The sequence below is a fragment of the Streptomyces phaeofaciens genome (assembly GCF_014648915.1).
In the GTDB taxonomy this organism is placed as follows: domain Bacteria; phylum Actinomycetota; class Actinomycetes; order Streptomycetales; family Streptomycetaceae; genus Streptomyces; species Streptomyces phaeofaciens.
This window is the reverse complement of sequence record NZ_BMSA01000045.1, coordinates 16926-38074: the sequence shown is the minus strand read 5'-3', so window position 1 is coordinate 38074 and position 21149 is coordinate 16926. Positions and strand designations below refer to the sequence as shown.

22 protein-coding genes are annotated in these 21149 nt (G+C 66.8%); 13 read left to right on the top strand and 9 right to left on the bottom strand.

Annotated features, from left to right (window positions below):
* Positions 1 to 39: 39 nt before the first annotated feature.
* Positions 40 to 1062 carry a hypothetical protein gene (locus IE275_RS42200; protein ID WP_189718003.1) on the bottom strand — a complete coding sequence of 341 codons (1023 nt, stop codon included), beginning with the start codon at positions 1060 to 1062 and terminating at the stop codon, positions 40 to 42.
* Positions 1063 to 1230: 168 nt separating this feature from the next.
* Positions 1231 to 2040: an ATP-binding protein gene (locus tag IE275_RS42195; protein WP_229871215.1), complete on the bottom strand. Its 810-nt coding sequence runs from the start codon at positions 2038 to 2040 to the stop codon at positions 1231 to 1233.
* 448 nt (positions 2041 to 2488) lie between these two features.
* Here IE275_RS42195 and IE275_RS42190 point away from each other — a divergent pair, with 448 nt between their 5' ends.
* Entirely contained in the window at positions 2489 to 3370 is an 882-nt protein-coding gene (locus IE275_RS42190; protein ID WP_189718002.1) for a helix-turn-helix domain-containing protein, read from the top strand.
* A complete protein-coding gene (locus IE275_RS42185; RefSeq protein WP_229871214.1) occupies positions 3367 to 3594 on the top strand; it encodes a DUF397 domain-containing protein in 228 nt (75 codons plus the stop codon). The genes IE275_RS42190 and IE275_RS42185 overlap by 4 nt, the downstream gene beginning before the upstream one ends.
* 233 nt (positions 3595 to 3827) lie before the next feature.
* Here the strand turns inward: IE275_RS42185 and IE275_RS42180 are convergent, their stop codons facing one another.
* From IE275_RS42180 to IE275_RS42165, 4 genes are read right to left on the bottom strand one after another with little or no spacing between them, the layout of a single operon-like run.
* The gene (locus IE275_RS42180; RefSeq protein WP_189718001.1) at positions 3828 to 5231 is read right to left on the bottom strand and encodes an NAD(P)/FAD-dependent oxidoreductase; all 1404 of its coding nucleotides are present in this window, start codon (positions 5229 to 5231) and stop codon (positions 3828 to 3830) included.
* Complete coding sequence (locus tag IE275_RS42175) at positions 5224 to 6411, bottom strand: MAB_1171c family putative transporter (RefSeq protein ID WP_308435781.1); 1188 nt, start codon at positions 6409 to 6411, stop codon at positions 5224 to 5226. The genes IE275_RS42180 and IE275_RS42175 overlap by 8 nt, the downstream gene beginning before the upstream one ends.
* A complete protein-coding gene (locus IE275_RS42170; RefSeq protein WP_189717999.1) occupies positions 6411 to 7016 on the bottom strand; it encodes a toxin in 606 nt (201 codons plus the stop codon). The genes IE275_RS42175 and IE275_RS42170 overlap by 1 nt, the downstream gene beginning before the upstream one ends.
* Entirely contained in the window at positions 7013 to 7624 is a 612-nt protein-coding gene (locus IE275_RS42165) for a hypothetical protein (RefSeq protein ID WP_189717998.1), read from the bottom strand. The genes IE275_RS42170 and IE275_RS42165 overlap by 4 nt, the downstream gene beginning before the upstream one ends.
* A gap of 483 nt (positions 7625 to 8107) precedes the next feature.
* On the opposite strand from IE275_RS42165, the gene IE275_RS42160 reads away from it, so the two are divergent.
* From IE275_RS42160 to IE275_RS42150, 3 genes are read left to right on the top strand one after another with little or no spacing between them, the layout of a single operon-like run.
* A complete protein-coding gene (locus IE275_RS42160) occupies positions 8108 to 8704 on the top strand; it encodes an ImmA/IrrE family metallo-endopeptidase (RefSeq protein ID WP_189717997.1) in 597 nt (198 codons plus the stop codon).
* Entirely contained in the window at positions 8697 to 10058 is a 1362-nt protein-coding gene (locus IE275_RS42155) for a DUF6545 domain-containing protein (protein WP_189717996.1), read from the top strand. Before IE275_RS42160 ends, IE275_RS42155 begins: the two co-directional genes overlap by 8 nt.
* Positions 10058 to 10993: a squalene/phytoene synthase family protein gene (locus IE275_RS42150; RefSeq protein WP_229871212.1), complete on the top strand. Its 936-nt coding sequence runs from the start codon at positions 10058 to 10060 to the stop codon at positions 10991 to 10993. Before IE275_RS42155 ends, IE275_RS42150 begins: the two co-directional genes overlap by 1 nt.
* A 594-nt stretch (positions 10994 to 11587) precedes the next feature.
* Here the strand turns inward: IE275_RS42150 and IE275_RS42145 are convergent.
* Positions 11588 to 12307, bottom strand: a complete 720-nt coding sequence (locus tag IE275_RS42145) for a helix-turn-helix transcriptional regulator (protein WP_189717994.1) — start codon at positions 12305 to 12307, stop codon at positions 11588 to 11590.
* Between the two features lie 767 nt (positions 12308 to 13074).
* Between IE275_RS42145 and IE275_RS42140 the strand changes: the two genes are divergently transcribed.
* From IE275_RS42140 to IE275_RS42105, 8 genes are all read left to right on the top strand, one after another.
* On the top strand, positions 13075 to 13908 hold the full coding sequence (locus IE275_RS42140) for a hypothetical protein (RefSeq protein ID WP_189717993.1): 834 nt from the start codon (positions 13075 to 13077) through the stop codon (positions 13906 to 13908).
* On the top strand, positions 13905 to 14156 hold the full coding sequence (locus IE275_RS42135; RefSeq protein WP_189717992.1) for a hypothetical protein: 252 nt from the start codon (positions 13905 to 13907) through the stop codon (positions 14154 to 14156). Before IE275_RS42140 ends, IE275_RS42135 begins: the two co-directional genes overlap by 4 nt.
* 98 nt (positions 14157 to 14254) lie before the next feature.
* Positions 14255 to 14560, top strand: a complete 306-nt coding sequence (locus IE275_RS42130; RefSeq protein WP_189717991.1) for a hypothetical protein — start codon at positions 14255 to 14257, stop codon at positions 14558 to 14560.
* Positions 14557 to 15246, top strand: a complete 690-nt coding sequence (locus tag IE275_RS42125; protein ID WP_189717990.1) for a RusA family crossover junction endodeoxyribonuclease — start codon at positions 14557 to 14559, stop codon at positions 15244 to 15246. The genes IE275_RS42130 and IE275_RS42125 overlap by 4 nt, the downstream gene beginning before the upstream one ends.
* On the top strand, positions 15243 to 15788 hold the full coding sequence (locus tag IE275_RS42120; RefSeq protein WP_189717989.1) for a WhiB family transcriptional regulator: 546 nt from the start codon (positions 15243 to 15245) through the stop codon (positions 15786 to 15788). Before IE275_RS42125 ends, IE275_RS42120 begins: the two co-directional genes overlap by 4 nt.
* A gap of 233 nt (positions 15789 to 16021) precedes the next feature.
* Positions 16022 to 17281, top strand: coding sequence for a hypothetical protein (locus tag IE275_RS42115; protein ID WP_189717988.1), 1260 nt, complete (start codon positions 16022 to 16024; stop codon positions 17279 to 17281).
* Between the two features lie 32 nt (positions 17282 to 17313).
* A complete protein-coding gene (locus tag IE275_RS47400) occupies positions 17314 to 18387 on the top strand; it encodes a DciA family protein (RefSeq protein WP_373299386.1) in 1074 nt (357 codons plus the stop codon).
* Between the two features lie 249 nt (positions 18388 to 18636).
* Entirely contained in the window at positions 18637 to 19329 is a 693-nt protein-coding gene (locus IE275_RS42105) for a transcriptional regulator (protein ID WP_189717986.1), read from the top strand.
* A gap of 229 nt (positions 19330 to 19558) precedes the next feature.
* Here IE275_RS42105 and IE275_RS42100 read toward each other — a convergent pair whose 3' ends face one another.
* Complete coding sequence (locus IE275_RS42100) at positions 19559 to 20473, bottom strand: hypothetical protein (protein WP_189717985.1); 915 nt, start codon at positions 20471 to 20473, stop codon at positions 19559 to 19561.
* A 91-nt stretch (positions 20474 to 20564) separates the two neighbouring features.
* A complete protein-coding gene (locus IE275_RS42095) occupies positions 20565 to 21065 on the bottom strand; it encodes a GDSL-type esterase/lipase family protein (RefSeq protein ID WP_189717984.1) in 501 nt (166 codons plus the stop codon).
* Between the last annotated feature and the right edge of the window lie 84 nt (positions 21066 to 21149).

The following is a 21149-nucleotide window of genomic DNA, read 5'->3' as shown; positions in this document are numbered from 1 at the left end:
TCCAGCTGGGCGGGTCACGAGCAGACGCGGTCCGTGGCATCACGAGCGCCGGTGGCTTCGTGGACGGCAACCGCGGCGTGCTCGCAGGAACTCCGCCTGCCAACTGTGCCGCCCCAGGACTGCTGCGACCTGCGCCCAGGGAGCGGGAGTCGCGTGGGGTCCGATCTCGTCGAACACGGCGTCGGCCCCGCCCTCTCCCGACGCGGCCAGCATGAACGCCAGATGGTTCAGATCGAGTAGCGACAACCGCGACCGCTCGCGAGCTGGCGTGGCCCAGAACCACATGTCGCGTGCTTGGCGGGCGTGATGCTTGATCTGTTCGGTGCTCCAGTACAGGGTGGCCGTCCTGCGGCCGGCGTGCACCTGGCGTTGGTAGTCGGACACGAAGGCATACAGGGGCAGCACAAAATCAGCGGACCCTGCTGTGGCGCGGCTGGCGGCCCAGCGGGTGAAGTCGGTTGCGCCGGATCTCCACGATGCTTCGATGTACTCGCGCATCCGCTGGTTCACTTCACGGTTGCTGGGGTCGAGGTAGCGCACGTGATGCCAGAGCATCCATGGGGCCGGATCGAGCTGAAACGTGCGGTCCGGCGGGTTGTAGGCCCAGGTATTGCGGAGCTGCTGGTAGGGATCCAGATCCTCGAAGGTGCTCGATACTTTGGCGAGGTCCAGCAGGCTCAGCCACGGCACCGGCGACGACGGCGATGCGTAGGCTGCGGTGAAGCAGGCTCTGCGGGCGGCCTCCCTCACCTGCTGCACGAGCTCTCCTTTCCCGTCCTGCCAGACCCGCACCGCCTGATGGGTCAAGACGCGGCACCACATCACACAGGCGCCGGGGTCGGACGGCTCCGTGTCTAGCCACGCCTTGACCGCCCCAGGCGCTCCTTGCCCTAGCGGCACGATCTGACTGCGGGAGGTCCACAGCCACCAGTCCTGACCGGTGGCGTCCAGGAGGCTCTGCAGGGAACCCCACCTGCCGACCCGAAGGTCTTGCAGGACGGGGCGCAGCTGCGCGTCACGGCCGGCCAGATCCACGACCAGATCGTCGCTACGCACGAGCATCGGTCCGCCCCGGGCCTGCGGTGGAATCACGGTGCACGGGGTGGAGCACAGGGTTTTGGTGAGATAAGGACTCAGACACGGAATTTGACCTTCAGGAACCGGATGAGGAACGGATGGGGTGGTGTCGGCCCGCCACCAGGACGCGATTCGCGCGCGGGCCGACACCGGCTAGAGGGAACTCGGCGCGGGCCGACAGCCCAGATGGCAAGCCAGCGACAGAGCAGCCCGGACTGTCTTGCCGCTGAAGTCCTGACAGACGGAATACGTGATCACAGCGCCTTGCTGGGCGGCCGTCCACAGGCCACTCCCCCGCTCGCCAACGACGGCTTCGCCGAAGCGGGGGAAGGACGGGTTCGCGTCCACGACGTCGATGAGGAGGCTTTGGTCCGCGGTGATGCTGAGTACGACGTCGAGCTTCTCGGTCGCGGATGGAATCTGTCCGTGCTGGATGGCGTTGTCCACGAGAGTGCTGATCACACTGACCGCGGCAGGGGTAGGGCCTTCCCAGCCCAGCAGGGTGAGCGCCGAGCGGGTTCGGATCCGAGCCATCCGGGGCGCCGAGGTGTCGGCGGGAAGATCCATGGAGATGCGGTCGACGACCGGTGTGCTCGGCTCCATGGGGGTGCGAAGTGCACGCTCGGGCAGGCGCAGGGTGCACCAGGTCGACGTGCCGTCGTCGCTGACACCCCACTGCTCCGCCAGGCAGTCCAGGAGGAGGAGACCGCGGCCGTTCTCGTCATCGAGGCCGGCCTCGCGCAGCACGGGACGCTCGGACGAGCCGTCGGCGACCTCGATCACGCAGTGGGAGCCCCGGAGGCAGACTTTCACAGCGAGGTCACCTTCGCCGTAGCGCAGAGCGTTGGTCGCCAGCTCGCTGAGAAGGAGGCAGGCATCATCGATCAGCTCGGGGTATCCCCAGTACGTGAGGCTGGCCCGTAGGTTCTGGCGGAGCCGCTGAGGCCAGAGCGCGTCCTCCACGGACTTTCCGGCGGAATCAGGGCCCGGGTTCCGCGCGGTCGAGATCTCGAGGGCCCTGAGGGCCGTCCGGACGCCTTCGTGGTACTCAAGCGCACGGGATGTCATGTCGAGACCTCCGGACGGCCAATGGGGGATCGACACGGCTCAGGGCATCGCGAAGTCGGAACGCCGACTGCTGCTCGTCACGCTGCGCCGTGGCTCAACTACTTTCTTGCATGACGGAGTTGATGTGCAATGGAGCGTGCAATTTTCACGACGAATGGCATATGCAGTTGTCTGGACTCTTGGCTGTGCAAGAAGTACTTGGGGTGGCACACTTCCAACTCGGGCATGGTTAAGGGGCACTTGGGGAGGCTTGGACCGGACTCCGGGAGACATGAACCGGACTCTGGGACGGGTGGACCCCACTCGATCGGCGCGTGCCTCGGCACGACAGAGGGGATGACGAGTGGCCGCACCGAAGGGGCCGACCAGCAGGCGGGTGCACCTGGGCAAGGTGCTCACCAGGATGAGGGAAGACCTCGGCATGAGACGCGAGGACGTCGCCTCAGCCCTGGGCTTCTCTCCGGAGAAGCTGTGGCGTGTCGAGAAGGGCAGGACCAGTCTCCCCAACCCTGGCGACCTGAAGAACCTCCTCGCTCACTACGGGGTCGAAGATCTTGAGGTCGTCGAGAGCCTGCTGGTCATCCATCGGGAGTCCCTGCAGGAGGGCTGGTGGGTCCCATACTCCGCACACCTGCCGAAGGGCATGCGTGAGTACGTGGGCATGGAGGCAGACGCCGAGTCCATCGCAGCATGGCAGCCGTCGCTCGTCTTCGGCCTCCTGCAGACTGAGCGATACGCACGCGAGCTGCTGCTGTCCGCGAAGGGCGTCGACGAGACCACCACAGAGTTCATCGACGCCAACGTCGAGGTGCGCATGGCGCGGAAGGCGCTTATCACCAAGGAAGACCCGCGGGAGCTGTGGGTCATCATGGGCGAGGGCGCTGTCCGAAGCACGATCGGCAGCCGTGAGGTGATGGCCGAGCAGTACGAGGAGATCAAACGTCTCGCCGCCCTCGACACGGTGACGGTGCAGATACTGCCGGCAGCGTCCACGGGCTACCGCGTCAGCCAGAATTTTGCACTGCTGGACATGGGCGAGCCTCTGGGCAAGATCGTGCAAGCTGACCAGCCCGGCGGACAGGCCAGCATCACCGACAAGAAACCGGACGTCGGCAAGTACTCCCGCAGGTTCGACGCCTTGCGGGCTGCGGCGCTCGCACCCAACGAGACGCCGAGTTTCATTGATGAAGTCCACAGGGACATGGAGCGAAAGTTGGCATCGTGAACCGTATCCGCAAGTCCACTGACCTGGCGCCGGAAGAGGCCTGGTTCAAGTCCTCGTACAGCAGCGGTTCGGAAGGGAACTGCGTCGAGGCCGCCGATCTCGAAGCTGAGGTGGGCGTCCGTGACTCGAAGGACAAGGCGGGCCCCGCGCTCGTCTTCCCGAAGTCGTCGTGGTCCGCCTTCGTGACCAGCGTTCGCGCGGGTGAGTTCAGCCCGCGCGCCTGATACCTGGCGCGCTGAAAAATGGCGGCCCCCCTCAGACACATTGAGGGGGGCCGCCATCGCCGTTCTACCCGTCTCCCCTCCAGCGGGGCGACGTTACGCAGAACAGTGTAGGTCTGCGCAACCCGATTGTTCGAGTGTTACTGACCTTTTCGAGCCGGGGCATGTATGGGGACCCTTATGAAGGCCCGGGGAGTTCCTCGGGCCCCGCAGTGTCGAGCGTTTTGGTGTGAACGTCAGGAGAGTGCTGCCTGGCGTTCGTCCTCGCGCAGGGGAGGCTCGGCGAGGAGCGGCTTCGTGGGGCCGAGGAGCATGGGCTTGAGCATGTCCGAGGGAGAGAACAGGCGGGTGGGGGGCTCCAGCAGGCTCATGACGTCGAGGAGGGCGTGGAGGGCGCGAGGGTTGGAGGCCCCGGTTACAACGCACCGGTCGACGTACCGGGCGAGCATCCGTTCCGCGGCGGTCGGCGGGGTGTCGGTCGCCCCGGGGTAGGACGCGTCCTGGCCGACGGCCAGGCCCCAGGCGGCGCCGACCGGGCGTGCCGCAGCCTGCTGTATGCGCCGGGCGGTGTCGGGCGCGGTGAGGGAGTGGGAGCGCAGGACGTCGCGGACTGCGACTGCGCACTGAGCGCTCACGCTGAGGCCGTGGCCATAGACCGGGTTGAATACGGCGATCGCGTCCCCGAGGGCGACGAACCCGGCGGGCCACTGCTTCATCTTCTCGTAGTAGCGGCGGACGTTGGCCGTGCTGTGCGACATCGTGACGTCGCCGATCGGCTTCGCGTTCTTGAGTAGCTCCCCGATGATGGGGTCTCCGAGGCCGAGCGCGAAGTTAACGAATGCGTCGTTGTCGCTGGTGGGTTCACCGCCGCGGGTGCCGCAGAGGGTGACGATCCACCGCCCGTTTTCGATCGGCAGGATGATGCCGCCCTGGCCGGGGGCCGTAGCGGGGTTGGCCTGGACGTTGATGAGGGGAAAGGGCCTGACTGCGGTGCTGCCGGGGGCTTCGAATTGCCGGGTGGCGTAGGCGACGCCAGCGTCGACCATGCGCCGCTCGACCGCGGGCAAGCCGAGGTCCTCCAACCACGCCGGGGCCCGGGTGCCGCGGCCGGAGGCGTCCACGACCAGGTCGGCGTCCAGGACCTCCTCGACGCTGTCGGTCTGGACGCGGATGCCCGTGACTGCAGTGGCGGTGCCGACCAGGCCGAGGGCTGTGGTGTTCTCCCGGAGGGTGATCCGTGGGTCCTTCAGGACGCGGGTGGACAGCACGTGGTCGAGGAGGGGCCGGGAGCACACCAGGTTCTTGTGCGGGACGTTCTCGAAACGCCTGAACCACACCTCGTTGGGGGCACGGCTGACCATGTCGCCCATGATGCGGACCAGGCGCGCGCCGCTGTCGACGGCTTCGGCCACCACGCCGGGGAGCAGCTGCTCGAAAGCCTTCACACCTCCGGTCCACACCAGGTGGGCGTGGTGCGCCTGGGGTATGCCGCGGCGGGGCTTGGGGCCGTCGGGCAGGGTGTCGCGTTCGAGGATGGTCACGTCGGCGAACTCGGCGAGGGCGGCGGCGGCAACGAGCCCGGAGGCGCTGGCGCCTACGACGATGGCTGTGGGGCGGCTGGTGGTGGTTCTGTCAGACATGTTCGGTGTGGCTCTCTGTGAAGGTTGCGCGCTGGCGCGTGCGGTCGAGCAGGCGAGGGTGTTGCATTGCCCAACCGATGGCATCGACGTGGCTGGTGATCTCGGGGCCGATCTGCGGGGGTGTGTCGCCCGTGTGGAGCGGGGTGTTGGCGGTGTAGGCGCTGAGGGCGTCCAGGATGGTGATGGCGCCGGCCTGCCCGCGGGCGCACTCCTCGCCGTGCTCGGCGACGGCTGCTTCGTAGTGCCGCTGATAATCGGCGTGGTCCACGAAGGGGGCGAGGACGCGCAGGGCGTCATAGATGCGCTGCTGACGTTGGATCAGCCGGAGGTCGAGCGGGGTCCAGAGGCCGAAGTTGGCGGTGGCTGCTGCGGCCCGTGTGACGCGGATGGCGCGCCACAGGACGCGCAGCCGGTAGTAGTCGCGCTGGTCACGCAGGTACTTCAGCACTGCGGGTCCTGCCTGCGGAATGATGAACCCCAAAGCCACCAGGACTGCTTCCAGCAGGGCGAAGGGGGGCGCGACCTTCGTGCTGAAGACGTCGAGATCGTGCCCGGTCCAGCGTGCGCTGACGGCGATCAACTTGGCTATGTCGAAAGCCAAGCCGAGGGCGTAGCCGATCTGGAGACAGACGACGCCGGACTTGACCCATCCCTTCGCGATCGCGGGGTACCACTTCCACAGCATGCCAGCTGCAACCAGGCTTGACACTGCGTGAGCGAGCACGTATAGCAGGATGTGTTCCCGCATCCATGGGGTGCTCGCGTAGTAAGTGTCGAGGTCGTAGATGCGCGGCTCGGGCACGTCCGCGAGGAGGAAGGTGCTCCACAGGCCGAGGCCGATGCCCGCGTAGATCCAGTAGATGGCGATCATTCGGCGGCGGCGGCGGTTCGAAGGAGGCTCTCGCCAGCGCATGATCATGGTCAGACCCGTGGCGCAGAACGCCGTGAGGAAGCTGTAGGCCCACGGTGCGGCGATGTTGGGGACGCCGGTGATCACGTTGAGCCTGTGGATGTTGATGGGGGTGATCACGACCAGGACGGCCGACGCCCACAGCAGGAGCAGCGTGGTCGCACGCACGTCGGGGTCACGCCAGGCGCGTAACAGCGTCGGGGCCTTGAGTACCAGGGCCCCGAAGAGCAGCATCGTGGGCAGCATGTACGGGATGTGGAAGTTCTCCATCAAAGGACACGTCCTCTGGGGCTCATAGTCAGCTCAAGCCGGCCTTCCACCGTCGATGCGCTGGGTCGACGCCGCGCGTGCGGCCCGGTAATCCAGTCGCGCACTGCGGCGCAGAGGAGCATGCCAAAGGATTCTGCATCGCTTTCCTCGTCGTCTGCCGAATCGCAGCGGGCCGCGACCGCCGTGACCGCTTCCTGGGGCAGCTTGTCGGAGGCCATGACGAGTTCGACAGCGCGCCGGACGGCATCATCGGACGAATCCGTGGAGACTCCGCGGGCGGCCGCCGACATGCCCGGGGCGTTATGTCCACGGTGGCCCAGAAAGCCGTGGGCCAGCTCGTGCCCGAAGATGACGACCTGCGCCTGGGGGTTCATTCCCTCGGCGACCACGATGAGGGTCTGTTCCGCAAGCTCCAGGCGCAGCCCAGAGATGGGCAGGTCCGGGGGAAACGTGCGGAAAACCAGGTTGACCGGCCTCTTATTGCGGTCGCTCATCGCTTGGCAGAACGCGTGCATCACGTCCTCGGCATCGGCCGGCACCGTGATGCGCTTGATCGCGTCCTCGGCCAGCTCAGCAAGCAGTGCCTTCATGAACCGCTTGCTCACTGGTCCTCCTGGGGGAGCACTGTCTTGAAGACCGCCTCCAGGAGTCGTGCGATCTCCTCCTTGTTCTTGCCTCCGCCGCCGTGGAGCCGCATGTCGGTGCTTTTCACGCCCCACCTCTCCATGAGCGCGTCGATCGGGTCCCGCTCAGGTGCCTCATAGCGGTGCAGGATTCGGGTCAGCTCGCGGTTGAGGGCGGTGGCCGGCGCACTGGTGAAATAGGTCTCCTGACCGTCCAATTTGAAGTACACGGCCAGCTCATGCAGGGCCTCTGAGCTGGGCACTTTCTGACCCCGGACGATCTGACGCACCCACTCTTTGGAGAGCCCCAAGTTCTGGTGCAGCTCCGCAACGAGTTGCGTTTCGGTCTTTTTGCTCTTCTCGTCCCTATTCATGTACATCGTCAGGAAAGTGGCGATGCGCCCTGTAACCTGCACCTTGAAGGGCTCTTCCGGTACACCTTTGCCCCGCAGCAGGGCTTGAACCGTGGCCAAGGGAAGGGAGGTCTTCGCGGCCAGTTCGCCAGGGTTGAGGATCTTCCGCCGGTCTAGCTTGCCTTCAGTGATGCGTCGTTCAAGGCGCCTCAGAGTCTCGTCGAGAGGCAGTTCCACCGATGTGCTCCCGAGGGGTGTCGATCACCGTCTTGTCGTGTCCCGCACACTACGGGACAACTGCCCTGTTGCCAACGATCGTTGGCGCCCGTGAGGACGATCGTTGACACCTGCGGTTGTCGCGTAGCAAGATCCGGGGGTAGCAGAGGACGCTTGCCCGGGCACTCCACGTGATCAGCCTTGGGTCGCCCAATCAGAGAAACCCCCAGGAAGGGTTTTGTCGTGCCCCTACGTGCATGTCATGGACCCAACATACGAAGGCAGTCCAAGCGAACCGAACTGAAATTCTGGTGACGTAGCCGACTGGACGGAAGAGAACGTGATGATCTCGAAGGATCGGACTTTTTCGGGCTCCATGAGTACGGCTCACGACCTTCTTGGATTCACCTTGCCAGCATGGTTGCTGGACATCGCTCTCGGCCCTGAAGTCAAAGCTGTGGTCGACGAAATTCCGCAGGGGGTTGGATCGATGGGGGAACTGAGATGCAGTCGACGGTGAGGTCGTGCCGCCGACGGGTGGACGGGTTGCGCTGGACCGCTCGGGTCCGGGGTCAGCTCGCCATACTCCGCGAGGCGCGCGCGGCTGCCAGGCTGATCCGCAAGGACTTTGGTTTCGCGGACGTCCTGGACATCGACAGCCTGGTTGACCTAGTGGCTCGCCGGCGGGGGAAGCCCATCAGTGTGCTGTACCTTGCCTTGCCGTTGGGGGTCAGCGCGTTCTGCATCGCCACTCCCGAGCGGGACTTCGTTGCCGTCGATGGGAAGGCCAGCGAGCTGACTCAACTGAGCTCCATAGCGCACGAATTGGGGCATCTCCTTTTCGATGATTCGGAGGATGCCGAGGTGCCCCTCGAGACGGGCGACGGCAACCCACTGTCGAGGGATCTGGCGCTTCAGATCGCGCCGGCACTCCACCCGGACGCGGTCACTGCCTTCTTCGAGCGGTCCCATTACGACTCGCGAATCGAACGAAAGGTTGAGGCGTGGGCGACGGTCATGGTGGATCGCAATATCGCACTTCGCCAGCCCGAGGCTCACGGCTTCACGACCACCTTCACACACCGGAGGACTGGTGTCTGAGAGCACCGCGACTGCCGTCTACTTCTTCATTGCGTCCCTCTATCTGACGGTCGCGTGCTGGAAGGGTTTCGCCCTCCTGCGGGCACCTTCTCCCTCGTTTGCCCTGCAGACTGCCGTCCACGCCGTGGGCGGCATCGTCTACGTGGTGGCATCCCCGCTGGGGTACCGGAGCCTCGGTTCGGCAGTTGGCCAACCGTGGCTCCCTACCCTGCCGATCTATCTCGGCATCCTGGCGTGCTTCGGGATGAATCACCTGTTGACGATCTTATGGACGCCGTCCCGGCAGGGCGTGTCGTGGCGGGCGCGTCGTTTGACTACAGCCTGGTCACTTGCCTACGGATTCTCCCTCACGGCCATGATCATCGCCTTCGTCGGTGCTGATCTCGAGGGGCCCGCTGTTCCGCTGGAGTTCAACACCGACCAAGTGGACGACTTGCACGTCCTGGTCTTCCTCACTGTCTTCCTGACCATGCTCACCTGCGGAACATTGAGTACTTGGCGTCGTTCTCGGCGCGCGCAGATCGACGATGAGGCGATCATGCACGCTGTTCGCTGGTTCGGGGCCGGCATGCTCGTGACGTTCGGATACGTGGTCTGCTCGGCACCCGCGATCGTTGCGGCTGCCACTGGTCATCACCAGCTCGACGCGCTGGGGGTTATGGGGTCTGGCTTCGGAGTCGCGGGTTCCGTCATGACGGTCTACGGAGTGAGCGGCGCAGCGGTAAGTAAGTGGCTCGCAGAGCGCCGGGACATCGCGGTTCTGCAACCGTTGTGGCAACTTGTCGTCGCCAGAGTAGATGAAAGGCTGTCGCTCGACTCCACACTGGGGCAGAGGGATAGCAACTATGAAACCGGGTCAACCGACGCCATGCAGCCTATGCCCCATCGTCTCCTGGGCGTCCGCTGGACGCTCACCCGCCAAGTCATCGAGATCCTCGACGGATTCCGGGAGCTCGAACGGGGTGCCTGGGCCCGGTCATCGCCAGCGAACTCGGTCAAGGCCCTGTACGAGGAGGCCATGAAGACCGACGAGCTCCGACGCAAGCTCGGCCTGGGCAAGAAGGGCCTGCCTGAAGCCGAACTGGACGCCCTCGCGACAGCTGCAGTCATACGAGATGCAGTGGAGCGTCTGCAGACTGCTCGCAAGTCGGGGAACGGGGTCGCTGTCTCTACTCCCTCTGCCGGCCCGCGTTCCGTGCCTGACGTGCCGGGGAAGAAGACGCCTGCCGCCAATGAGCGACCGCGCCTGGTACGCGTGGCTCGGGCGCTCGACCATCCCATGGTCGACGCATCGTTGCGGGTAGTCCGGTCCCTTCCGCAAACCGATGAACCGTTGACGACAGGAGCATCGTGATGCGCTGGGCAGCCGCCCTGACGAGGGCTGGAATCGCTGATCCGCGCCTGCGACGGGCCTACGATGTTCAGCGCAAGCTTGTGCGAAGATTCGCGCCTCACGAGTACGTCGCGGCCCGCTTGTTGCTGCCTGCGCGGCTTCACCCGCCCGTCATTGCCGCGGTGGCGTACATGCACGCCACCGACGAGCTGATCGATACAGGAGAGGTACGCGCCCGCCAGGCGGCCCTCCGCCGCTGGGATGCGGAGACCACCGCCGCGCTTGAGGGGAGCGGACCACCCGTTCATTCCGCTTTGCTGGCTCTCTGGGACACAGCAGGCCGTCACCCGCACATGGCCGCACGGGTGCGTGACTTCCTCGACGGCGCTGCGGTCGAGGCCACTTGGACCGGCTTCGACTCGGAGGCAGACTTCCAGACGTACATCGACAGTTACTCACTGCCTGCGCTGATGCTCACTGCCTCGCTAGTCGCGCCCGCCCCGGACGCCGCCGCCGATGAGCCGTTCGTGAGAGGGTGCCGGGCGCTGATCGAAGGATGGCAACGCTGCGACTTCCTGGCCGACCTGTCCGAAGACGCCGAGATGGGCCGCATCGGCATTCCGCAGGAGGAGCTGACCCGATACGGGCTGAAGTTCGAGGCCGTGCTCAGCAAGTCGGACGCCTGCGTACCTGCGCTGCAGCGCCTTGTCCGTGCGCAGACCGATTCCGCTGAGGCCGCCCTCACAGAATGCCGGGTACTGCCCTCTCTTGTCGCGGCGGAGTACCGACCGTTCCTCGAAGCCTTGATCGCCGTTCAGGAGCTTCGACTCCTGACGGTTCAGCGCTCGGGGGGAAGAATCCTGCACCGCGGGGCAGGGCCGGCCGGGCTGGCCGCAATGCGTGTCCTGGCCCGTCAGTACCGTGCCGCACGGACCCAGCGGCGCCGAGTGCAGTAGCTCAGTGGCTGACCGCGCCATGGCCTGGACGGCAACGCACGGTCGCCGGCCGGGCGGCCGAGTACCGGCTGGTGACCACCCTGAGCGATGCCCGCCCGCCAGCTGGCCGCGCCCCACCAAGGCCGTTGGGAAGCAGAAGCCGTCTTCGCCGAGCTCAAGCCCCATCAACGCGGAGCCGCACCGTACTGAGCTGCACGCCCCCGCCAGTGTCGTGCAGCAGATCTGGGCCCCACCTGCTCGTCCACCACGCACTGCATGAGCTGATGGTCAGAACCGCCGCCACCCGGGGCCTGAACGCCGACCGGATCTCCTTCACCGAAACTCTGTGCTCCGCCCGGCGCAGCGCGTCCGTCCCGCCGGGCAGACTTCCCCCCTGAGCTGCTGGTCAGAACCCATGTCCTGCCCCAGCGTGACCTGCTCGAAGGCCTCCTGACGCACAGACGCCTGCGCAGCCAGCCCTGCGTCGTCGAACGCAAGATGTCCAACTACCCGCTCAAACGGGACGAACACCAAACCGGACCCCAACTTACCCACACCGGCACCCGAGCAGTCTGCATCCAACGGCCCCACCCGCGAATGCATAGAGCAACGACGTCATCCCTGGTCGTTGTTTCTGGCGAGGCCCACCGCGCTGCGCAGGGCGCCCATTACGCCCTTACGGCTACTTGCCGGCAGGGACCGCATTGTGTCGGTGAGTTCGCGCAGCTCGGGGTCGTCGTCTGGTTCCTCTGACGTCTGTCTCATGGCCTGCGCGGTCGTCAGTACCTGGTGAATGGCCGCGTTCAGTTCGCGGGCCAGCTCATCACTGCCAGCTGTACTCCCTCGCAGGGCGACGCGTTCGACTTGGTGCCCTTTGAGCTCCGCAAGCATGCGGGCCTGTTCCAGTACAGGTTCCAGGGCCGCGAGGAGCGCCTCCTCGGGACCGATCGAGAAAAAGCCAGGGACCTTGAAGTGCTTCGCCAGGTCTCTACTGGTCTCGAACCCAGGTTGGCGCTTGCCGTTCAGGAGGTTGGTGATCATCGACCTGTCAACGCGGGCAGCTTCAGCGAGTTCGGGGCGGCTGTACGGCCGACCGTCGGGATGGAGCCGGGTCTTCAGGAGAAACTGCAGGCGGTCCTGGAACGGTGGGTCGACCTCGTCCGGGCTGACGGGTTCTCCCGCAAACAGTTTGCGGATCGTGGACTCGGCGATACCTGTCTTGTAGGTGAGCCGACCGAACGGAATCACATCGAGGGTGTGGCCCAACCCTTCGAGCTCCGCCCGTACTGCCGCCAGGGCTGCCGCGACGCCCTCCAGCTCGGTGATGTTCTCCATAGACGGGCGGTCTCCTGCTCTTCGGTCGGCAAACCCGCATGTGCGGCAGTCAGCAGGTTAACGCCCCCAGGCTGCTCCTCACACGAGGGGTGACATCTGCGTTGGTTAAGAGGCCTCCGGCAAAGCCGTGGTGACAATTGACACCAGCAGGTCCAATGCAGCATGATCGCTGCTCGGTGGCGGAGTGCCGTCCTTCGATGGAGGACTGGCTTCACCCTCGGTCACTCAACGGTCAGTTTGCGTTTCACGTCGAGCAAGGCCGACGTGGACGGCGCCTGGCGCGGTCAGTAGGTTCCTAGGCCAACAGTGACCGGGCTTGGCGTCATCGCCTCACGGGGAGACGTGGATGAGTGTTACATCATCTCGGACGCCGATGCAGCATATTCGCCAGTACCGGTATCCGTTAGTACTTGGCTCGGCAACTGCGCTGGGCGTGGGCACGCGGCTCGTGCCGCAAGCGACGCCGCGGGCTAGTGGGGACCAGGCCACCCGATGCCGGACTGCTGCAGCGTTCCGAACACATCCCACATTGGGGAGTACGTGCCTGCTTCGCAGTCTCTGGCATGCTGACGAGGTTGCCTCGCCCGGCACCCTCACCGTGGATACTACGCAAGTCTCGCTGCCTTGTTCCGTCTCTGACCAGGCCGGACGAGAGGTAGTGGAAGCCCGCTGACGGCCCATCCGATGGATTTTCGCGAGAGCTCGCTGTACGGCCCGATCGGCCGGAGTCTGAGCCCCGTTGATCCACAACAGAGGAGCCAGCTCACATGGTGTACGAGCCGCCGGCCAAGGGCCGTCCGTTCATCGCGTACGAGAAGAAGGCACGTGCTGCCGCAGGTCCTGACGGCCAGACCGTCCGAGCTGGCCCGAGCGTGTACATCCGCGAGCATGCCGACGTGAACGTCGCCGCCTACAAGGAGAAGACCAAGGCCACCGACGACGGCCCGCTGAAGACCGGCCAAATCACTTTCGACGCCGAGTCGGTGGGCGTGAAGCACGACTCCCACAGACCGGTCCAGACCGGGTCCAAGGCTGCCAAACTGCTTGCCGGAGCATTCAAGAACGACCTGCCGGTCACCGTCGCCATGGAGACCACCCGCCACTACAAGGAGAACAACAGCGGTGAGCTGATCAGCCCCCACACACCCATACACAAACTGCGCGGCATCGTCGGCGACCCCACGAAGGCCGCCTCCGAGGACACCAACCGCAACTGTCGCAACCACGTCGTGGCGGTCAACGGCGAGTTCACCGACGAGCTGGCCTCCGATCCCGGCGAGTGGGAGTCTCTGCGAGACAACCGTGACGGCAGCCTGGCCCCCGACACCCACGCCATGTTCGGCGGCGCGATCATCCCCGCTGCTAACCCCTCGTCAGGCAGCCTCAACGTAAGCCCGCAGACACGGGATGAGCTGAAGAAGTTCTTCGGCTCCTCGACCAACGCATCGGCCGCCCATCCTCGTTCCACCCGCCCGGCGCAGCGTGCGGCCCACGCTGCCGAGACCCAGCCATGGGAGGACTGGAACAGTGACTGTCGGTTCAACCACGGCTCCTTCCGGCCACCGCCAGCCGGGAGACCTCCACGCAGGCAAACCGGGTGATCGCCACGGTGAGCCTCGACCCCGACTCGGCTCTCGTAGGCCCCCTCACCGAAATCCTGGCGATGGCCGATCGCATCCAGCTCGGCGTCTACCGCAACACGGACGGCAGCGCCATCCGCTCCGACCGCTCCCACCACGAAGCCCATGCGTGGATTGACTTCGTTGTCATCCATCAGCCCGCCCTCGCCTACACCGCCACGATGGCAGACCCGACCAGCGCCGAGGCCGTCCGCGCCCGCAACGCGTGAGCCCGCCAGGCCATCGCCACCGTGGGGCCGCTGACGGACACGGTGGCCAGTGTCGCCGAGACCAACCGCGCGCCGTCGGCCTGGAGGGCATCCCCGTCATGCACCCGGTCGCCAACGACGACGCCTTCGCCCGCTTCAAGAACCTCCTGGGGAACGCGGACGTCCGCCTCGCCAACTGGCCCGACCGCGTGTTCCTGCTGCTCACCGACCGCTTCGGCACCCACGACCTGAACCGCATCGAGACCGCCTTCTTCCCCCCCTCGCGGAGGGGGAAGCGACCCAGCCGCGTTCCTTGCCGCCGCCCGGGCCAGCGCTACCGCCCACCAGACGGACGAACCCGCTGCCACCGCAGCCTGATCCACTCCGCCCCCAGCGGGCCCGACCGAGAGAAGGACGCACGATGAGCAGCAGCATCGATGTACAGCACCCCATCACCGAGAGCGGCTACCGCCCCTGCCCGTTCTGCCCCGCCGTCCCTCGCCCCACCACCCGCTGCCCCCACTGCCGCAACCATGTGCCCGCCCCCTCAGCCGTGAACATGCGGGCGCCGGCCTCCTGGCAGCGGCTGGCCGCTGTCAGCGAAAAGGTGCTCGGCAGCCTGCTGAACCTCCCGGAAAGACGTCTGACCTTCACCGTTGCCGAAACCCCCGTCACCCAAGGCTCCGTCGATGTCCCCGCGCCCGGCGTCGTCAAGTACAGCCGTGAACTACACAACTGGCTCCACCAGATCAACGCGGCCACGCAGAAGGCATGTGGCACGAACTGGGAGCCGGCGAACTGCCCGATCATCATGTCGGCCGTCTTCACCTTGCCCAGGCCCAAGAGCGCGCCCAAGACCAAGGCCGTCCACGCCGCCACCAAGCCCGACATCGACAAGCTGATCCGCGCGGTCCAAGACGCCCTGTCACCATCCGCCGAGAAGGGCTTCCACGTGTATACCGAGGACTCGCACATACTCGGCTACGACCCCGGCCCCTACAAGACCTACCCCGCACCGCTGGGAACCCACGCCTGGGCTCTCCCGGAGCCCGGCGTCACCATCGCCCTTACCGCTGCACCTTCCGCAGCTCTCTGCCAGGACACCGCATGAGCGCCGTACCCTGCGCCGTCCACGCTGACGTCTTCCGACTCCTCGAAGACCTGGCCGGCTCAGGGATCAACGACCAGATGCTCGACGGCAACCAGCTCACCATGTTCACCGACGAGGAAGCCGACTTCCGTACAGCGCTCGACCAGGCCCGCGTCCTATGTGCCAGCTGCCCGTTGCTGGAGTTCTGCCTCTTCGCCGCGGTGACCGATCACGCCGTCAAAGGCATCGTCGCCGGCACCACCGAAACCGACCGTGAGCGGATCCGCAGCAGCCTCGGCCTCGCTCCGTTCGCCGAAGAGGACACGGACATCTACCTGATGGTCCGCCGCACCTACGACGAGGTCGACGCCGAGAAGGTTGCCGCCATGACCGCAGCTGGCCAGCTGACGCAGGTCGAGATGGCCAAAGCACTCGGCTGCTCCACCCGCACTATCCGCCGCAAGCAGCGCAGCTCCTGCAACATGCGCCGCCGTCCGCGCCGGAACCCACTCACACCGAAGAAGGTTCTCGACACCGCCGAGCAGCTCCTCCCGTGGTTCTGACCGTGGCGCCGGGCACCGGCCCTGACACCCAGAAAGCGGCACCCTCGCCCGTCGCGTGAGCGGGGCCAGCCTTAGCCGCTCACAGCGGCTGACCGTCGGCCCCACACGCCACGCCCCGGTCTGCGACCGGTGAGCGCCCGCCCCCGAGGCGGCCCTCTTCCCCTTACTCCGCACCCGCGCGGCAGCCACGCCTGACTTTGTGCTGCCCGAAAACAGCGAAAGCACCTCTCTCCATGCGACGCGCACCCCATCACCAGCACGCCGAGCCGCACCGGCTGGAACCTGTCCGGCCCGCCGAGCAAGACGTCATCACCACCCACTCCCGGCGCAGCTGGCCCCGCCCCTGGCTCAAGGCCGTCGCCTGGCTCATCGACATCGGCGCGCACCCCAAGGCACTGGCCACCACCACGGTCGACGTCGCGCTCGACCTCGCAGCGCGCATGGACTTCCAGCGTGGCATCGTGCTGTACGACCTCGAGGGCACCACCCGACGTACCGGCTTATCGCGTGCCACCGTGAAACGGCACATCAAGATCCTCCGGGAACTCGGCGCACTCGTCTGGCTCCAGCACGGCAGCCGCCGCAACCTCCGCCTGGCCGGCCGCCCGTACACCGCCACAGCCACCGTCTATGGCGCCACCATCCCGCCGGCTTACGACGATGCTCACGGCCACCGCCTGTCCGGCCACGGCTACACCGCCCGCCGCACCGGTTTCACCGAGGCTGGCCGTGCACAGGCCATCGTCATCGCTCAGGAAACGACAGCTCGCTTACAGCGTGAGCCCCCTTCCCGTAGCAACACCACCCACTCCCCCAATCCTGACCTGAGAGGTACTTCAACAACTACGCCCCAGGCGCGAGCAACCAAGATCGCCAAGCCCAGGAAGAAGTCCGTCCTCGGCCGGCCCGTCACCGCTGCCGTCTACAAGGCAGCCGACCGGTTTGCCCGAGTACTGCGCCCGCTGCACAACTGGCTCCAGCGCACCCGCATCGAGCAGCTGTCCTGGGTGCTGGTCGACAAGGCCGCCGACGGCGCGACCCTCCAGCAGATCCACGCCTGGCTCCACGAGATCAACCCCGCGCACTACTTCGGACCCCGATGGCGTCCCGCCCGTGCACACGCCTACGTCGCCGCGAAGCTCCAGCAGGATGCCGCCCGGGAGCGGGAGACGGCGCAGCGGCTGGCCGACGAGGCCCGGGCCACCCCGCCCACCGCCGAGTTCACCAACGCCGCCCAGGTCTTGAGGAACGAAAGCGTCGGCGGCGGCGAGGAATTCGCGGAGATCACCGCAATCGACGAGCTCGATGCCAGCCTCGTGCAACAGATGAGGGCCGACGCCTGGGGGCGCTTCAAGCACTACGGCGACACCGACCTCGTCCTCACCGTCGCCGACGGACTCGGCAAGGCCGCAGCATCCCGCCTCTACACCGCCCAACTCGTCGACGCCTGCATCCGCTTCCGCGCCAACCCGCGACTGCAGCCCGCCCACTGACCATTCACTCAAGTCCAAGGAGGACGAACGACATGACGGCCCACCCCGCTACGCGCCCGGCAACGAACTCCTCCGCTGCGCCGCACGGCAACCCCGCCGCTCTTCCCCCGACACCACGGCCCAGACTCCCTCAGAACCCACTTCAGGCGCCGATCTGGCCCGCATCGCTCTGCGCCGCGCCCAGACCGATGCGCAGAAGAACCCCTTGCAGACCGAAGGCAAACGGGCCCTCCGCTCCCCCGCGAGCCGCCGGCGCTGACGGCCGGGACCCCAACCCCCTCGGCGGCACCCTCATCCAGCTCGTCGTCGACAACCACGGGGAGGCCGAAGCCGCAGGAGCGGACCCGAAGAAGGAGCGGCCCTCCCTCCTCGGGCAGACACGGGCCACTCACTGGAAGGCCGACGCGTTTGACGAAGCGACCGGCACCCTACCCATCCTGTGCGATTCCGCCTCCTGGGCAACCAGCCTGAGACTGCTCCCGCCTCACGTCATTGCCGAAGTCAACGAGAAGTTCGAGCGGGCCCCGGCCGAGAGGAACAAGACAGCGAAGACACACGGAAGGCGCAAGACCCAGTCCCCTGAGGCCACTCGACGCACAGCTGCGCAGTGGCCGATCCGCCACCCCCTCTCACGACGCGGTACCAGCCGCCGAAACACCCACAGCCGGACCCGCACATCGCAAGGAGCGCGGAGCCGACCCCAGGCCGCGCACCGCCAAGAACGCGCCCGCCAAGAAGAAGCCCAGGCTGCGCGCAAAGCCGCAGGAGAAGCCGCAAGCCCCCATCCATGCTGGCACCTGCCCTGGCACCGCGTCAGCACCACGATGACGCCCCGAACGTCGAGTACCGCAGGCGGCGTAAACGGATCCGTCGATCACGCCAGGCCATCTGCGACCACGTCCTCGCCGTTGCGAGGAACGAGGAACGCGCCCCCAACACCCGCTTCACCTCAGCCAGTTGAGTCGATCTCTCCGAAAGGAAACCCTCCATGCCCGTACCACCCCCCTCCCGGCGTGCCAGAGAAGACGGCCACGGATGACATCCGACTGAACCGGCCGGAGCGAACTCCTACCCACTACGCCCGAAGAGCACCAGCGAAACATTGACACCTACCTGGCCGGCATCCGGCGTCAGGACATCGCGGTCTATCAGCACGTCAGAAGGGTCGGCAGCAGCTATCCCACCGACCTGCTGGTCCTGCACGACGCGCTTCGGGTGATCGCCGCTCTGCAGACCCCGCCCGGGTGATCGGCCGCCCTCCCCCTTCTGGTGGCGCCCTCTGAGCCCTCACGCACGGCAACTGCTGAACGGCGCCCCCAGGCGGGCCCGCAAGCGCCGTCCTCGCGCAGGTGTACATGCTGTCCAGCGAACTCGGCGTCAAGAGCGGCGACAGCGAGGCAGCATGGGTCCATGCGAGGGCTGCCGTGTCCGCCGCCGAGGCCTCCAGGAAGGCGACGGTACTGGCCGAGGCGACCCGGATCTGCACCACCCCATTGCGGCGGATGGGACGGTCCGAGGACGCGGTGGTACTGCTTCGGGACACCCTCGGACAACTGGACGCCGGGTCCAGCCGGGCCGAGCCGACGCACATGGGCGCCGCCGGGAATCTCGCGCTCACGGCCGCGTACTGTGCTGCCCTCGCCGGCCGGGAAACAGCCGCACTCCCCCTGGTGGACATCGCGAAAGATGCGGCAGGCCGCCTCCCAGCAGCACAGCAGCCCTACACGGCCGGCCTGTCAGCCCATCAGGTTCACCTTTACCAGGTGGGGGTGGACGCCGTCGCCGTGCGGATCGCGCGGCAGATCGATCCCCGGGCACTGCCGGCAGGCGAGCGCCGGGCCCGGCTGAGCACTGATACGGCGCGCGCCCCGCTCGGCCTCAGTGACTACGGCCAGGCGTTCACGGAGCTTCTGGCCGTTGAGTCGGCCGCGCCTGAAGAGGCGCGTCGCCCGTCGCTGCGCACCCTGACCTGCGAGATCCTCGCGCACCGCCCCAACCTGGTCGGGCTGCGCGACTTCGCGGCCAGAACGAGGGCGCTGCCCGCGTGAGCGACGTACCGGCTATACGCCAAGCCGTGCCGCCGGGTGCCTGCTGGCTCGCCTGGCTGCTCGGCATCCTGCTGCTGAGCACCCGATGGACGCCGGCGGGCAGAAGCAGGCCGCAGTCGATCTCGAAGACGGGATCGCAAACGACCTGTTCCTCGCCGCACAGGGCTCGGCGTCGCTCTACGAGCGGTTCGGCTTCCTCGTGGATTCCAGTCGGATACGTACGTCCGCCCTATGTCCGGCCCAGTGACGGTGAGGGTGTCGGCGCGAGCCGGATTCGGATGCGGGGGCTGAGCAGCCCTTCGGGCAGCCAGGTCTGGCCGGGCATGAGGTCGATCAACGTTCCGCCCCGGACGAAGGTCCGCGCGATCCGGCGGCTCTCCTCTCGGCTGAGGACCGGGAGCACGTTGATGTCCAGACGGTCCGGGAGCTGTGGCCACGGCTTCACCACCAGCCCGGTCGCCTCGGCGGGATGGCTGATGTCCATGACGGGATGACTGAGCAGCTGGAACTGGGCCATTCTCTCGTCGGGCAGGCCGAATCCGAGGTCTATCGCCTGGCCCGGCCCCCCGGCCGCGTGGGGGTGGTGGATGCGTGGGAGCAGGACTTGTTCGTCGGGGACGCGGGATTCCTCGCCAGTGCTCGGGCCGATGATGCCGAGCCACAGCGACAAGTCGGCGGGCAGATTGCCGGTGGTTCGCAGGGCGGGAAGCCAGTCGTGGGGGAACTCCCATACTGAGCGGTCGCGCTGGGGCGGTGCGGAGCGCACGAGGTCGGGGTGCGAGGCGAGCAGCAGTGTCTTGACGGACCAGCGTACGAAGGCACTTACGGCAGGCCCGTCAATGGGCTCCAGGGCGTCGAGCGCGGCGCGAACAGGGGTCTTGGCGGGCTGTTCGAAGACGGTGTTCAGCCACCCGTTGCAGTCCCGGCCGACGTCCTGCTCTTCACCCTTCCCGCAGACCGGGAGCATCCAGCGGGAAAGGTGGTCCCGTTCCACGACGCCTCTGGCGTATTCGACAGGCTCGCCGTCGACCTCGGTCGTGAAGGGGCCTTGTCCGTTGTGGCGCTTGAGGAACCAGGACGTCAGCACGTGCTCTCGGCTGCCGCGCACGACAACGCCGCAGAACAGGCAGTGCAGATCGCTCATGGCCGGGAGCGTACGCGCGGTGGGCGGCCGGCTGCTGGTGGATTCTGAGGTGCCGGGCCGGTCTCGGCCCGGTGTCCGGACGTCCGCGGCGTCACCCCGACTGTCTGATCACCGCCGGGGGCGACTGCGGCTGGAGCTGCTCGACGAGGCGGTGCTCGTGGAGGTGGGTTTCGATCTGCCCGGCAAGGATGGCCACGCCGAGGTCAGAAAGGCGGACGCCGTCGCTCCACAGGCTCGGTGTGTTCCCTGGGCGTTGGCTGGCGAGCGTGCGGGCGGTCTCGGTGAAGGGTGTCCAGATGTCGATAAAGGGGACACCGGCGACGGCCGCGCAGCGCGCCGCGGCCTGGTTGTAGCGGGCGAGGTCGGTGTTCATGGCGGCGACGGTCTCCGGCTCGGCGACAAGCCCGAACGGTGCTTCCAAGACACATACGACGCGGCGGGCTCGCGTGGCCAGGGTGGTGAGGGTGTCAGCGTAGTGGTCGGTGTACTCCTCGATGGGCACGGCCTCGGCGGTACGCCCCTGGTGGGCGCGCCAGACGTCGTTGATACCGCGGCCGAAGGCGGCGAGGTGATACCCGACATCCGCTGGCAAGGCCCGGCGGTCGCGGCGAGGTCACGGGAGGTGGCGCTGTCCTGGCCGTGGTTGTCGGAGACGAAGGCCATCTGGGGGTGGGCG

Excerpts from the sequence above, each read along its gene's own strand:
- IE275_RS42200 (WP_189718003.1), bottom strand. The coding sequence starts at position 1,062 with ATGCTCGTGCGTAGCGACGATCTGGTCGTGGATCTGGCCGGCCGTGAC.
- IE275_RS42180 (WP_189718001.1), bottom strand. The coding sequence starts at position 5,231 with ATGTCTGACAGAACCACCACCAGCCGCCCCACAGCCATCGTCGTAGGC.
- IE275_RS42175 (WP_308435781.1), bottom strand. The coding sequence starts at position 6,411 with ATGGAGAACTTCCACATCCCGTACATGCTGCCCACGATGCTGCTCTTC.
- IE275_RS42160 (WP_189717997.1), top strand. The coding sequence starts at position 8,108 with ATGCAGTCGACGGTGAGGTCGTGCCGCCGACGGGTGGACGGGTTGCGC.
- IE275_RS42150 (WP_229871212.1), top strand. The coding sequence starts at position 10,058 with ATGCGCTGGGCAGCCGCCCTGACGAGGGCTGGAATCGCTGATCCGCGC.
- IE275_RS42145 (WP_189717994.1), bottom strand. The coding sequence starts at position 12,307 with ATGGAGAACATCACCGAGCTGGAGGGCGTCGCGGCAGCCCTGGCGGCA.
- IE275_RS42140 (WP_189717993.1), top strand. The coding sequence starts at position 13,075 with ATGGTGTACGAGCCGCCGGCCAAGGGCCGTCCGTTCATCGCGTACGAG.
- IE275_RS42130 (WP_189717991.1), top strand. The coding sequence starts at position 14,255 with ATGCACCCGGTCGCCAACGACGACGCCTTCGCCCGCTTCAAGAACCTC.
- IE275_RS42125 (WP_189717990.1), top strand. The coding sequence starts at position 14,557 with ATGAGCAGCAGCATCGATGTACAGCACCCCATCACCGAGAGCGGCTAC.
- IE275_RS42120 (WP_189717989.1), top strand. The coding sequence starts at position 15,243 with ATGAGCGCCGTACCCTGCGCCGTCCACGCTGACGTCTTCCGACTCCTC.
- IE275_RS42115 (WP_189717988.1), top strand. The coding sequence starts at position 16,022 with ATGCGACGCGCACCCCATCACCAGCACGCCGAGCCGCACCGGCTGGAA.
- IE275_RS47400 (WP_373299386.1), top strand. The coding sequence starts at position 17,314 with ATGACGGCCCACCCCGCTACGCGCCCGGCAACGAACTCCTCCGCTGCG.
- IE275_RS42105 (WP_189717986.1), top strand. The coding sequence starts at position 18,637 with ATGCTGTCCAGCGAACTCGGCGTCAAGAGCGGCGACAGCGAGGCAGCA.
- IE275_RS42100 (WP_189717985.1), bottom strand. The coding sequence starts at position 20,473 with ATGAGCGATCTGCACTGCCTGTTCTGCGGCGTTGTCGTGCGCGGCAGC.